Source organism: Psychroserpens mesophilus (assembly GCF_000826645.1).
Taxonomy (GTDB): domain Bacteria; phylum Bacteroidota; class Bacteroidia; order Flavobacteriales; family Flavobacteriaceae; genus Psychroserpens; species Psychroserpens mesophilus.
In genome coordinates, this window is sequence record NZ_JXJP01000001.1 from 25519 (window position 1) to 39691 (window position 14173).

14 protein-coding genes are annotated in these 14173 nt (G+C 32.6%); 7 read left to right on the plus strand and 7 right to left on the minus strand.

What is annotated here, in order from left to right:
- Positions 1-18: 18 nt before the first annotated feature.
- From nadD to TD18_RS00105, 3 genes are read right to left on the minus strand one after another with little or no spacing between them, the layout of a single operon-like run.
- Positions 19-597, minus strand: coding sequence for a nicotinate (nicotinamide) nucleotide adenylyltransferase (nadD, locus tag TD18_RS00095; protein WP_040246884.1), 579 nt, complete (start codon positions 595-597; stop codon positions 19-21).
- A 3-nt stretch (positions 598-600) separates the two neighbouring features.
- Entirely contained in the window at positions 601-1191 is a 591-nt protein-coding gene (gmk, locus tag TD18_RS00100) for a guanylate kinase (protein WP_052460975.1), read from the minus strand.
- Positions 1192-1231: 40 nt separating this feature from the next.
- A complete protein-coding gene (locus TD18_RS00105) occupies positions 1232-2089 on the minus strand; it encodes a YicC/YloC family endoribonuclease (RefSeq protein WP_040246887.1) in 858 nt (285 codons plus the stop codon).
- A gap of 106 nt (positions 2090-2195) precedes the next feature.
- Here TD18_RS00105 and TD18_RS00110 point away from each other — a divergent pair, with 106 nt between their 5' ends.
- Complete coding sequence (locus tag TD18_RS00110) at positions 2196-2672, plus strand: acyl-CoA thioesterase (protein ID WP_040246889.1); 477 nt, start codon at positions 2196-2198, stop codon at positions 2670-2672.
- On the opposite strand, the gene TD18_RS00115 is transcribed toward TD18_RS00110, so the two are convergent.
- Positions 2664-3557 (minus strand): DMT family transporter, encoded by an 894-nt coding sequence (locus tag TD18_RS00115; protein ID WP_040246891.1) that lies wholly within the window; start codon positions 3555-3557, stop codon positions 2664-2666. The genes TD18_RS00110 and TD18_RS00115 overlap by 9 nt on opposite strands.
- On the minus strand, positions 3550-3909 hold the full coding sequence (locus TD18_RS00120; RefSeq protein WP_040246893.1) for an arsenate reductase family protein: 360 nt from the start codon (positions 3907-3909) through the stop codon (positions 3550-3552). The genes TD18_RS00115 and TD18_RS00120 overlap by 8 nt, the downstream gene beginning before the upstream one ends.
- 94 nt (positions 3910-4003) lie before the next feature.
- Between TD18_RS00120 and TD18_RS00125 the strand changes: the two genes are divergently transcribed.
- Entirely contained in the window at positions 4004-5251 is a 1248-nt protein-coding gene (locus tag TD18_RS00125) for a cation:proton antiporter (RefSeq protein ID WP_040246895.1), read from the plus strand.
- Here the strand turns inward: TD18_RS00125 and TD18_RS00130 are convergent.
- The gene (locus TD18_RS00130; protein ID WP_160289438.1) at positions 5248-5907 is read right to left on the minus strand and encodes a DUF3298 and DUF4163 domain-containing protein; all 660 of its coding nucleotides are present in this window, start codon (positions 5905-5907) and stop codon (positions 5248-5250) included. The two genes, TD18_RS00125 and TD18_RS00130, sit on opposite strands and share 4 nt — an antisense overlap.
- Positions 5908-6102: 195 nt before the next feature.
- Between TD18_RS00130 and TD18_RS00135 the strand changes: the two genes are divergently transcribed.
- Together TD18_RS00135 and TD18_RS17145 are read left to right on the plus strand one after the other, a co-directional pair.
- The gene (locus tag TD18_RS00135) at positions 6103-7242 is read left to right on the plus strand and encodes a cystathionine gamma-synthase (protein ID WP_040246900.1); all 1140 of its coding nucleotides are present in this window, start codon (positions 6103-6105) and stop codon (positions 7240-7242) included.
- A gap of 36 nt (positions 7243-7278) precedes the next feature.
- On the plus strand, positions 7279-8514 hold the full coding sequence (locus tag TD18_RS17145) for a GNAT family N-acetyltransferase (RefSeq protein WP_160289439.1): 1236 nt from the start codon (positions 7279-7281) through the stop codon (positions 8512-8514).
- Between the two features lie 36 nt (positions 8515-8550).
- Here the strand turns inward: TD18_RS17145 and TD18_RS00145 are convergent, their stop codons facing one another.
- Entirely contained in the window at positions 8551-9366 is an 816-nt protein-coding gene (locus tag TD18_RS00145; RefSeq protein ID WP_040246902.1) for a THC0290_0291 family protein, read from the minus strand.
- A 213-nt stretch (positions 9367-9579) separates the two neighbouring features.
- Between TD18_RS00145 and gdhA the strand changes: the two genes are divergently transcribed.
- The 3 genes from gdhA to recO all read left to right on the plus strand — a co-directional run bounded on the left by gdhA (position 9580) and on the right by recO (position 14169).
- Positions 9580-10923, plus strand: coding sequence for an NADP-specific glutamate dehydrogenase (gene gdhA, locus TD18_RS00150; RefSeq protein ID WP_040246906.1), 1344 nt, complete (start codon positions 9580-9582; stop codon positions 10921-10923).
- Between the two features lie 117 nt (positions 10924-11040).
- Positions 11041-13431, plus strand: a complete 2391-nt coding sequence (gene porZ / locus TD18_RS00155; RefSeq protein ID WP_040246910.1) for a type IX secretion system anionic LPS delivery protein PorZ — start codon at positions 11041-11043, stop codon at positions 13429-13431.
- 18 nt (positions 13432-13449) lie between these two features.
- Positions 13450-14169 (plus strand): DNA repair protein RecO, encoded by a 720-nt coding sequence (gene recO, locus TD18_RS00160; protein ID WP_040246913.1) that lies wholly within the window; start codon positions 13450-13452, stop codon positions 14167-14169.
- Positions 14170-14173 lie beyond the last annotated feature (4 nt).

Below are 14173 nucleotides of genomic sequence, written 5' to 3' on the forward strand. Positions count from 1 at the left end.
AGATCCTTCTTCAGTTGTTTATTTATAAAAATTCATTTCATCCAGATACTCCCAAACATGTTCAGGAAGCATAGGTCTGACATTTTTACCTTCCTTAATTGAATTTCTGATAAATGTTGACGATAATTCCATAATAGGCGCATCAACTTTGTGAATTTTAGTATGATTATCAAATTGTGTCTCAATATGTCCTTCAGAAATTCTTGGATACACATAGATGTCGTGATTTTCTAAGATGAGTTCATAATTTTTCCACTTGTGGAAACTCTTCAGATTGTCTTCACCCATAATAAGTGCAAACGTATAATCTGGATATTTTTCTTTGAGATACGTCAACGTATTGATGGTATAATTGGGTTGCGGTAAATTAAATTCAATATCGCTGGGTTCTAGTTTAGAATAATCTTCGGTAGCACGATATACCATTTCGTAGCGTTGACGATTATCTAGCAACGAGCTTTTCTTTTTAAACGGGCTATGTGGTGTGACTACAAACCAGATTTTGTCTAAATCGCTGTATTCAGCTAAATGGTTGGCAATGGTAAGATGTCCAACGTGAATGGGATTAAACGTTCCAAAATACAAGCCGACTTTCATGACTTAGGAGTTTACAAAATTTGACACCAAGTTATAAGCATCGTCCAATGCTTTGTCTAAATCTTTATTAAGGACGATTTCATCAAATAGAGGAGCAGTTGCCAGTTCGGCAGGAGCTTTTGCTACACGCATACTAATCTTTTCAGGACTTTCTTCACCACGCTCTTTAAGTCTGATGATTAGTTCGTTTAAATCGGGTGGTTTTACAAAAATAGCTAAGGTCTCTTTTGGGAATTTCTTTTTAATACGTAATCCGCCAGATACGTCAATATCAAAAATAACGTTTTTACCTTTTCCCCAAATGCGTTCGATTTCAGTTTTTAAAGTTCCGTAGAAATTATCACGATACACTTCTTCCCATTCTAAAAACTCATCGTTTTTAATCCTGTTCTTAAAATCTTTAACATCTAGAAAATAATAATCTTTTCCATGAATTTCATTGCCTCGTTTTTCTCTTGATGTTGCTGAAATAGAAAACTCTAAATTGAGTTCTTTCTGCTGGAGTAAATGCCTTACAATAGTAGTTTTTCCAGAACCAGAAGGTGCTGAAAACACGATTAATTTCCCTCTGTTTTTATTTTTTATTTCTGACACTGATTAAATCGATTCTATAATTTTACAAACAATTAATTAGTTAAAGCACATTCAATAACTGTTCCTTAATTTTTTCAAGCTCATCTTTCATTTGAACGACCAGCTTTTGCATTGGCGCATAATTAGATTTTGAACCAATGGTATTAATTTCTCGTCCCATTTCCTGAGAAATAAAACCCAATTTTTTACCATTGGAATCATCAGATTTTAAAGCCTTCTGGAAGTAGTCTAAATGGTTTTTTAAACGCACTTTTTCTTCGGTAATGTCAAATTTTTCAATGTAATACACAAGTTCTTGCTCAAAACGGTTTTCATCAACTTTTTCTTTAATTTCAGCAATCCCTTTATTTAATCGTTCGCGAACACCATCAATACGATCAGGATCCATTTCAATGACCTGATCTAATAACTCTGAAATATTTTCAGCACGAGTAATAAATTCATCCTCGAGACTCTTGCCTTCATCAATTCTATATTGTTGGATCTTTTCAAGGCTACTGTCAATTTCTTTTGAAATTTGTGACCATTCATCTTCATCGATTTCATCACGTTCGGTAGTCACAGCATCTGGAAGTCGAATGGCCATTTTTAATAATTCGGTTTCATCTCCATCAACGACTTCTTTAAGTTGTTTGATGTACTGTTTTACAACTGTTTTATTAATTTGCGTTGAGGTTTCTTCGCCAGTTATTTCCATATATAATGAAAAATCGATTTTACCTCTTACCAGCTTAGAAGCGATAAGTTTTCTAATGCTTAGTTCTTTTTCACGATACAATGAAGGCATTCTTGTATTCAGATCTAAGTTTTTGCTGTTTAGCGATTTTACTTCTATCGATATCTTTTTGGTTGGAAGTTGAATTACAGATTTCCCGTAACCAGTCATTGATTGTATCATAAATATTATAAAAAAGTTGCACAAAGGTAAGGAAAATCAAAACGTTTTAAAGCGGATAGTTTAGGTTTATAAAAAACGATAACTTTGCACACTTAAAATTTAGAAGATGTACAAAAAAGATTTTGAAATTAGATGGAGTGATGTTGACGCTAATGGCCATTTGGCAAATTCGGCTTATGTAAATTTTATGAGTCATACGCGTGTAGGATTCTTAAACGAGCACGGATTTTCTATGAAAAAGCTTATTGACTATGGTATTGGTCCTGTAGTGTTTTCTGAATACATTCACTATTTCAAGGAATCTTTTTTGGGTCAAACGCTAACCGTTACGCTTTCAGTATCTGGATTAAGTGATGATGGTATGTTTTTTAAATTTGAGCATAATTTTTACAATCAAACAGGAAAACATGTTGCAACATGTGATATTCTTGGCGCCTGGATTAGCTTAAAAACCAGAAGCTTAATTGAGCTTCCTCATAATTTGAAAGAATTAATAGCAACGTTTCCTAAGTCTACAAATTTTAAGGTACTTACAAAAGAAGACACACGCCAATCTGGTAAAAAGCCTCAAGATTTAAACTAATGTTTTTGGTTTTTTAGTCACGAGATAAACGCCTGAAAATATAAGAACCATAGCGCCTATTTTAATTGGGCTCACAACATCTACACCCATGATAATCGCAAAAACACCTGCAATTACGGGTTGCAAATAAATAAATGTTCCAACAGTAGATGCTTTTAGAGAATTCAAAGCTAGTGGATTTAAAAGATAAGTTCCAAATGTGGCTCCTATAATCACAAAGAGTACAGAAAACCAAATGTAAGGAGTAAATGTATGCCATTGAATCTCTAAGGCTTCTTGATACCCAAAGGGTAACGTAAGAATAACTCCAAATAAAAACAGCCATTTTATAAAGGTAAACGGATGGTATTTTGCAGTTAAACGTTTTATAATAATTACATAAATACTATATGAAATTGCATTTATAAAAATGCACAAGTTCCCTAAAGCTACATTATCTCCAACTCTTGTAGATTTTCCTAAAGCTGTAAGCAACACACCACCAGCAAAAGCCAGAATGATACCGAATACTTTCAGTTTGGTTAGCTTTTCATCAAGGAAGAAAATAGACAAAACCAATATTATAACAGGTGTGATAGTCATAATTACAGAAGCATGAATTGGAGAGGTCAATTCTAAGCCTTTCAAAAATAGAAGCATATTAATACACACCCCAAAAAGTGCAGCAAAGAATATGGTAACGAAATCTCTTTTTTCAATTTTCTCTTTTTTGTAAAAGAAACTAAAAGCCCAGAATAGAATAGTTGCACCAACAACCCTTAATAGCACAAATGCAAATGATTGTACAAAGCCCTCATTAATAACGTTTTTAGCATAGGTGTAATTTAGACCATACAAAAGCTGAACTAAAAACACGGCTAAAAGTGCAAATTTCCTACTATTCATTAGCGTGGATAAAAGCTTTTGCAGCTTCTATAGTTTTAGCGCTGTTTCCAATAAAAATGGTATCATTTACAACAATTACAGGTCGTTTTAAAAACGTGTAATGCTCCAGAATGTAATGTTTATAATCAGCTTCACTCAAGTTTTGTTCTTTTAAACCCATTTCCTTGTAAAGCTTAGCGCGTTTACTGAATAACGCCTCGTAACTACCCGCTAAGTCTTTAAGTTGATCCAGTTGTTTTACTGTAATATCTTCAGATTTTATATCTTGAAAACTGAAATCATTAGATAGATTTAACGATTTTATAATTCTGTCACAAGTATTGCAAGTTTTAAGATGATATACTTTTTTCATGGTATGTTCTGCTCTGTAGATGAGGTTTTAATCCGTGCAAAGTAAACAGATTTAAAAAGAAAATTAGTTACTTTTAAAAAAAAATTAAAGTTTCATGGATTATTATGCTATTGCTTCGGTGTTGATTGTACTTTCAGCACTTTTTGGTTATATCAATGTCAGGTTTTTAAAGTTACCAATAACCATCGGTTTGATGCTTATTACTATTGTCTTTACAATTATTATTGTTGCTATTGGACAGTTTGATGACACTTTGTTGTTACGAGAAAAGGAATTGATTTCTCAAATTGATTTCAAAACAGTATTGCTAGATATTATGTTAAGTTTTCTACTTTTTGCAGGAGCTTTACATACCAATTTTAATCAGCTTAAAATTCAGAGATGGCCAGTGTTTGTATTTGCTACTCTTGGTGTTTTAGTGTCTACATTCTTAGTAGGAAGTTTAACCTTCTTTTTACTTAAAATCTTAGGGCTTGAAGTTGCTTTTATCTATTGTTTATTATTTGGAGCATTAATATCGCCAACGGATCCTATAGCCGTTTTAGGCATCTTAAAAAAGGCAGGAGCACCTAAAAAATTAGAAACAAAAATAGTTGGAGAATCCCTATTTAATGATGGTGTCGGTGTTGTTGTGTTTTTGACCATATTTGCAATAGCAGCAAAACCTGATGCAGCCATTGAGTTTGGGGAAATCGCCAAATTGTTTGGGCAAGAAGTCCTTGGAGGAATTGGTTTAGGACTCATTTTAGGCTATATAACCTATAAATTATTGAAGTCTATTGATGATTATGAAGTTGAGGTCATTATCACCATTGCAACAGTGATGGGTGGAAGTTTGCTGGCACACCAATGGCATTTATCGGCACCTTTGGCTATGGTTACTGCTGGACTTATCGTTGGAAATGATACCGTTAGAAAAAGTTCTATGTCTGAAATTACGGAAATGTATGTTGACAAATTTTGGGAACTTATTGATGTGCTACTCAACACAGTGTTATTTGTCATGATAGGTATGGAAATGCTTGTGCTTACCTTTAGTTTCGATTATATTTTAGCAGGTCTTATTGCTGTACCACTTGTGTTGTTGAGTAGGTTTGTGTCTTTATGGTTACCGATAAAATTTTTCGATAAAAAACTTGAATTTGTAAAACACACCAATCTCATAATGACTTGGGGAGGTTTGCGAGGAGGTATTTCAATTGCATTGGCTTTAAGTCTTACTCAAGACATGCACAGAGAATTGTTTTTAGTAATTACATATATCATTGTGGTCTTCTCAATTATAGGGCAAGGGCTTACTGTAGAACCAATAATCAAGCGATTATCTAAAGGCGCTGATTAGTAAATGTTTAAATATGAGCTAATTTCAGAATATGGAATTATGAATTCTATAATACCTTGTGAATACGAGGCGATTTCATATGGATTGTATAAAATAATCAATCCTTCATCACTATAACCAATAGTTTCAGGGAGTTGAAAGTCTTTTCCGAAGAAAAAATCTTCTATTGGTTCATCTGATTTCGATTTAGCTTTCTCTTGTAGTTTCCTTTCAATAATTTTTGAAATATCACTAACATTATTAATAAGCTCACTTTTGGAATATAATTCACCTGTTTGCGGATTAAAATTGAAAAACCTCACATTCGTATTTCCATGTGCTCCACCAGTATCTAAATAAGAATTTATAGCCATGCATATGACTTCAGGAGAGCGATACGTCACTTCACCATCAATAAAGGCTTCCCACTTTTGAGGACTGTCTGGAAAATCACTTTTAAAAGTGGTGTATTCCGTATTAAAACGTTCCACAGCATTTTTTATAGTAATATTAGTTAATGAATCTTCACTAAAATTAATTTGACTAACAATATAATTTTCAATCGTAGTATTTATACGTTCTGAAACATCTTTATTGCCTTCAGCTTTAGGATAATTTATCGCAATATCAGCATCCTTTGATGTTTCAATATGTGCTTCTGAAAATTCAATGCTCACGTCTTTTTTACACGAAAAAACGAAGCTTAAAACAATTATTAAAAAGAGGTGTTTTTTCAAAATAGGATTCAATTTGTTAAACATTCAATAAAGGTATTACTTACATTTGAATACAACGAATTAAAGTTTTATTTTGTTGTATTCTCAAAGCATTAAAATGAATCGTGTTTATTAAAGATCTAAGGCAAAAAACTAATGAAATTTAACACCAAAACTATTCACGGAGGGCAGAAGCACGATCCAGCTTATGGAAGCGTGATGCCACCAATATATCAAACGTCAACTTACGCGCAATCTACACCTGGAGGTCACAAAGGGTATGAATATTCAAGAACTCATAATCCAACCAGAACTGCCCTGGAAAATGCGTTCGCCAGCATTGAAAATGGGAATTACGGATTAGCATTTGGTTCTGGTTTAGCAGCTATAGATGCCATAATCAAATTATTGGAACCAGGAGATGAAGTCATATCTACTAACGATTTGTATGGTGGTTCTTACAGATTATTTACTAGTATTTTTAAAAAATTTGGGATTAAGTTTCATTTCGTAGGTATGAATAATGCCACAAATATTAAAACCTATATCAACGAAAATACCAAATTAATTTGGGTTGAAACACCTACAAACCCAATGATGAATATTATAGATATTAGAGCGGCTTCTGCTATTGCAAAAAAGCATAATATTTTGTTAGCAGTCGATAATACGTTTGCAACGCCTTATTTACAAAGACCTTTAGATTTAGGCGCAGATATTGTGATGCACTCTGCTACCAAGTATTTAGGTGGTCATAGTGATTTAATTATGGGCGCATTGGTTGTTAAAGATAAAGATCTGGCAGATCGTTTGTATTTTATTCAAAATGCCAGTGGAGCTGTATGCGGACCACAAGATAGTTTTTTAGCCTTAAGAGGTATTAAAACGCTTCATATTAGAATGCAACGTCACTGTGAAAATGGTAGAGCTGTGGCAGAATTTTTAGCAAATCATCCAAAAATAGAAAAGGTATACTGGCCAGGTTTTGAAAACCATCCGAATCATGATATCGCTAAATCACAAATGAGTGATTTTGGAGGTATGGTGTCATTTACAACAAAAGGTAACAATTATAAAGAAGCCATAAGTATTGTTGAGAATTTAAAGATTTTTACTCTGGCAGAGTCTTTGGGTGGTGTAGAATCTCTAGCAGGCCATCCAGCAAGTATGACACATGCAAGTATTCCAAAGGAAGAACGAGAAAAAACAGGAGTTGTCGATTCTTTAATCAGGTTAAGTGTTGGTATTGAAGATGAAGCTGATTTAATTGCAGATTTAAAACAAGCTATAGGTTAACGTTGTATAGGTATTGGCGAATTAAACCCATTTAAAATGAGAATCTGTATCGCACAAACGCAATCCTTCAAGGGAGAAATTTACAGGAATATTCAAAATCACTTGCGTCTTATTAAGCGTGCAATTCATTTAAATTCTGATGTAATCATATTTCCTGAATTATCAATTACTGGATATGAACCGAGCTTAGCCAAGGAATTTGCAACTCGTATTGATGATGATATCTTTAAGCCCTTCCAAGCCTTATCTGATAAAAATGACATCACTATCGGAATTGGTTTTCCTATTAATTCTGTTGAAGGCATCTGCATTAGTATGTTGATTTTTCAGCCAAATAAAAGCAGTAGTGTCTATTCTAAACAATTGTTGCATGATGATGAACTACCTTATTTTATTTCTGGGAATGATCAGCTAATTTTAAACATTGAAGGGGTTAAAATTGCAATAGGAATTTGCTATGAAACCTTACAGCGAGAACATTTTTTAAATGCCAATCACAAAGGTGCTGATATTTACATTGCAAGTGTTGCTAAATCTAAAAACGGTATTGAAAAGGCTAATTTATTTTTTCCAAATATAGCTCGCGAATTTAGTACACCAATTTTAATGTCAAATTGCGTGGGTTATTGTGATGATTTTTTAAGTGTTGGACAAAGTGCTGTTTGGAATAAAAAAGGATTTCTAATCAATCAACTTGATAGTATCAACCAAGGAGTTTTAATCTATGACACTACATTTGAAACAGTAAAAATTCATCAATCCACTATAGAGAAAGGAAATTTAACTGATTTGGAAGCGCTCTTTCAAATCTATATAAATGGCAAGATAGAATTAGAGCGCAATGGTATATATCAATGGACAAATACGTATCCGACGATTTCAATCATTGAAAGTGATTTGCAAAAAGAGGTTCTTTACATATTAAAAAATGATAACGAAATAATTGGTGCAATTGCTTTAAGCGAAGAGCAGGAAGATGAATACAAGTTGATTAATTGGAAATTTGATGATGGGAAAATATTAGTAGTTCATCGTCTTGTAGTCAATCCGAAACACCAAAAACAAGGATATGCTCAACAATTAATGGATTTTGCAGAAAATTACGCAGTGACGAACAACTATGCTTCAATTAGATTAGATGCCTATAGCCAGAATAAAAGAGTGATTAATTTTTACAAGAAACGAAACTATAAGATTAGCGGAAATGTCAATTTTCCAGAAAGAGACTATCCATTTTATTGTATGGAAAAGGACATAAAAAAGACCAAGTGAAAACCTGGTCTATTTAATTATATATTATAAAAATTGTTAATCCAAATAGTAAATGTACCCAAAGTTCAACCAAACCAACCAGTCATTGGCTTTGTTTGAAGGTAAATTATGATCTAAACCATCAACCTTGTCATTAAAAAAATACTGCCATCTTAAGTCTATCATTAAATCAGACAAGACGGTTAATTTGTAGCGCGTACCAACACTTCCAACAACAGACCATGCTGTGCCACTGCCATCAAATAAAAATGGATCTTCGTTAACATTAGGGTTAGCTGCGTTTACCCAGCCTGGGAAAAAGTTATTCATGTTATTGATATTACCGTCAATAGCAGAAGTTTCCACACTTGGATTGTAAGACGTAAAATGAACTCCTAAACTCACAAAAGGCGCAAACGAATAACCAAAAGCTTGAAATGATCTAATACTTTTTGGAAAGAATTCGATTTGTGTACCAATATCAAAATTATTTGCTACACCAGTATGTAGTCGTAATTGCTCATAATTATTATTTATTGCAGCACGATCTACCCACTCTCCAAAATGATTTAAGGTAGTTCTGTTCCAAGAAATTTCATTTCTAAGTTTAAAATGGTCGTTAAAGAATGTGTCAGTAGAGTAGCAGTTACAATCAGCTCGGTAAGCAAAGTTTATGTAATGTACAATACCAATACCAATACCAGTGTTGCCTGAATTCGTTTCGAAATCATTACGCACACCAAAATCAGATTGAAAAGCTACAGGACCCGCAATGACACCTATTTCGTGTGAAAAGCCGAGTTGAGCAAACACTTCATTTATACCCATTATAAAAACGAATACAAATGTTAATTGTTTAAAATTAAACGTCATAGGGTTCAAAATTACCAAGGGCATATTTGTTAACAAATATATAAAAACTGCTCTAACTACCAAACAAAAGTAGTTTCTCTTGCTATTTTTAATTTTAATTATAATTAATTTGCTATTCCGATACTGAGAATATCAAAAAATATATACTTAAATTTTAAAGATAATGTATCTTTGTATAACAAAAATGAACATTGATTATTAATAATTTAATAGATGAAAGATAAAATTGAAACTTTTTTAAATCTTGTTAAGGAAAAAAACGGTCATGAAACCGAATTCTTACAAGCAGTGCACGAAGTTGCCGAAACAGTAATTCCTTTTATTGAAGACAATCCTAAATATCAAGGAAAAATGTTATTAGAGCGTATGGTGGAACCTGAGCGCACAATCATTTTTAGAGTGCCTTGGATTGATGATCAAGGGAATACTCAGGTAAATAGAGGTTTTAGAGTAGAGTTTAACTCTGCTATCGGACCTTATAAAGGTGGATTGCGTTTTCATCCTTCTGTGAATTTAAGTATTCTTAAATTTTTAGGATTTGAACAAGTTTTTAAAAATTCTTTAACTACGCTTCCAATGGGAGGAGGAAAAGGAGGTTCAGACTTTAACCCTAAAGGTAAAAGTGATAATGAAGTGATGCGTTTTTGTCAATCATTTATGACAGAATTGTTTCGACATATTGGAGCAAATACAGACGTTCCTGCTGGAGATATTGGCGTTGGCGGACGAGAAATCGGTTATATGTTTGGGCAATACAAAAGATTACAAAATGAATTTACCGGAGTTTTAACAGGAAAAGGAATGTCTTATGGAGGTTCTCTAATTCGACCTGAAGCTACTGGATATGGTTGTGTGTATTTTGCACAGAACATGCTTAAAACTAAAAATGACACTATTGAAGGTAAGACTGTTGTAATTTCTGGATCGGGAAATGTAGCACAATATGCTTGTGAAAAAGCAACTCAACTTGGAGGAAAAGTTGTGACCATGTCTGATTCAGGTGGATATATTCATGATGCTGATGGTATTGATGCCGACAAATTAGCGTTTATAATGAATCTCAAAAATGTTAAACGTGGAAGAATAAGTGAATATGTTAACCAATATGGATCTGCTACCTATCACGAAGGAAAAAGGCCTTGGTCTGTAAATTGTGACATTGCTTTACCATGTGCTACTCAAAATGAATTAAATGGTGAAGAAGCTAAAGCATTAATTAACAATAATGTTATTGTGGTAGCTGAAGGCGCAAATATGCCAACAACGCCAGAAGCCATTGAAGCATTTCAGAATGCAAAAGTATTATTTTCGCCAGGAAAAGCATCTAATGCTGGTGGTGTTGCAACTTCAGGTTTAGAAATGAGTCAGAATTCATTACGTATGAATTGGACCAGAGAAGAAGTTGATGAAAAGTTGCATAAAATCATGGATGACATTCACCAGTCTTGTGTGACTTATGGTACAAGACAAGACGGTTATGTTGACTACGTAAAAGGAGCCAATGTTGCAGGATTCGTAAAAGTTGCTGATGCTATGTTAGCTCAAGGTGTTGTTTAAACTTTTGAACAAAAACTTTAAAGCTCTCAATTAATTCTTGAGAGCTTTTTTTTTTGATATAATGTATGATTATCTAAAATAACTCGTTACTTATAAATATATTTGATTTTTATTTTTATGAAACGCATACTATTAGTTCTGTTGTCTTTGTCTTATGCATTATTTGCTAATGCTCAAGATTTTTCTAGTCTATGGGAAGGGCATTTTTCATATCTCAATATTTCAGACTTTTCTGCTAGTGAAGATGTTTTGTATGCAGCATCTGAGAATGCTGTTTTTACATTTGATTATAACACAAACGAAATTAATACAATAAGCACTGTTGATGGTTTATCAGGTGATAACATTTCAAGTATATATTACAGTGAAGCTAATGATATATTAGTTATTGGCTATGATACAGGATTAATTGACATTGTTTTGAATGATAATGAAGTACTGGTAGTTATTGATATTTTAAATAAGGTTACAATACCACCAGACAAGAAAAATATCAATCATTTTTATGAACACGAAGGGTTATTATACATCTCCACAGATTATGGTATTTCTGTTTATGATTTAGAGCGGCTAGAGTTTGGAGATACTTATTTTATCGGTTCAGGAGGATCACAAATTAGAGTTACTCAAACTACAGTTGTCGATGGATTTGTTTATGCAGCCTGCAGAGATAATACTGGAATTAAAAGAGGTGATATTTCAAATCCAAATCTTATCGATTTCAATCAGTGGGAAACAATAAGAGCTGGAAATTTTGTCGCTATTGAAAGTATTGGAGATAAAGTTTATGCGATATCAATTAACAAAGCTGTTTTTGAAATTCTTGAAAATCCATTTACACAATTATTTCAATATCCATTACTACCTGTTGATATGAGAAGTAATGATTCTAGACTTATCATAACTACTGAAGATGTCGTTTACATCTATGATGTGTTTTTTAATTTGATTTCTACGGTTACTAATAATTCTGATTTAGGTGTTCTATTTACTGTCGCATCATTAAATAATCAAGATGAAATATTTGTTGGAACTTCAGGTATAATAAATGATGGCAAATCGGGACGAGGAGTTATTAAAACAACATTTAGCAGTCCAGATGTTTTTGAAGAAATTCATCCTGACGGACCTTTAAGTAATAATGTTTTTGCTATAGAAAATAGTCCTAATAATTTATGGGCTGTTTTTGGTGGATATTCACGTACATTTAATCCAAGTGGTGGTATTAGAAGAAGTGGAGTAAGTAGATTTGTTAATGAAGAATGGAGAAATATTGAATATGATACTATTGAAAGTCTTATAGAAGATCCCTTCTTTTTATCAGATATAGCAATTAATCCGTTCAATACAGAACAGATTTTTATTACATCACACTGGTCTGGTGTTATTGAATTTAATAATGAAACGCCTATTATACTTTATAATGAGGATAACAGTACCTTAGATCCTTTTACTTCTAACGTACAATTTGTTACTGTTAATATCTTCGATAAAAACGGAGCGTTATGGGTAATGAATTGTAGAACGCCAAGGCCATTGAATAAATTTGAAAATGGCCAGTGGACATCTTATGATTTTACTTCAATAATACCTGTGCCACCTACAAACAGTAATATTGGATTTTCGTCACTAGTTATAGATGATTTAAATAATAAATTTACAGGTGCATTTTCTTTTGGCCTTGTTGGATTTAATGAGAATGGAGGAAATGAACAATTAAGTTTTGCAAATGGTGAAGCAGAAAATTTCCCTTCTTCATTCGTTAAAACTTTAGCTTTAGATAATAATGGTCAACTTTGGATTGGAACCGAGAAGGGATTAAGAGTATTATTTAGTCCAGCCAATTTTTTTACGAATTCAGTTGTAAATAACATAGTCATTTTAGAAGAAGGAATTCCTAAAGAATTACTTTCAAATCAATTAATTACATCAATTGCTGTTGATGGTTCAAATAATAAATGGATAGGAACTGCAGATTCTGGGCTGTTTTATTTTTCTCCAGACGGACAACAAACAATTTTTCATTTTACAAAAGATAACTCACCATTACCTACCAATAATATTAATGAAGTATCGATAGATCCTTCTAGTGGTATCGTTTATATAGCAACACCAAATGGATTACTTTCCTTTTCTTCAGGAGGAACAAAACCAGAAGAAACATTAGATCAAGCTTTTGTTTATCCAAACCCTGTTCGACCAGAGTATAATATTTTAGGATCAAACAATCTAAATGATATTAATAACGGTGTTAAAATATCTAACCTAACAGAAAATGTAAATATCAAGATAACAGATATTGAAGGCAATCTTGTTGCTGAAGCTCAGTCTAGAGTCAATCAAAGAACTTCCAGCGCCAATTACAATTTTGCTATCGATGGTGGAACAGCTATTTGGAATGGGAAGAATCTCGCAAACAATGTTGTAGCAACTGGAGTTTATCTTATTTTTATTTCTGATTTAGATTCTTTTGAAACTAAAATATTAAAACTACTTATTGTAAGGTAATTGTAGTGCCTAAACACGATGCTCAATAAAAATAAAGCCATTGTTATTTCAAAAGTTAAATATCGGGATAACGATCTTATTGTAAAGTGTTTTACAAAGCAAAAAGGTCTTGTTTCTTATTTAATTCGTGGTGCCTTAAAAAGCAGTAAAGGAACTTCCAAAGCCGTTTACTTTCAATTATTATCTCAGCTTCAAATTGAAGAAAATTTTAGAGCTAATCAATCACTTCAATACATTAAAGAAGTCAAATCAGATTACATTTACAGAAGCATGCATACCAATGTTTATAAAAGTGCAATAGCGATGTTTCTAGCTGAAATTTTGTCAAACGTTTTAAAGGAGGAGGAACAAAACATCGAACTGTACGAATATCTTGAAGTCACCTTGAAATGGCTGGATTATCAGGATCAGTTTTCAAATTTTCATTTACTCTTTTTACTCAATCTAACACAATATCTAGGCTTTTATCCTGAAAGTTCACATAGCGACGCTCCATATTTCAATTTGTTTAATGGATTATTTGAATCTCAAAAATCAAATATCTATTCGGTTTCTGGTGAAAATTTAATACTTCTAAAACAACTATTAGGCATAAATTTTGATGATTTGAATACAATTAAAATGAGTTCAAAACAAAGACAATCGTTTTTAACCATGCTGTTGTTATATTTTGAATTACATTTGGGCAGCTTTAAAAAACCTAGAACTCTACAAGTATTTAATCAGGTATTCAATTAAAAAA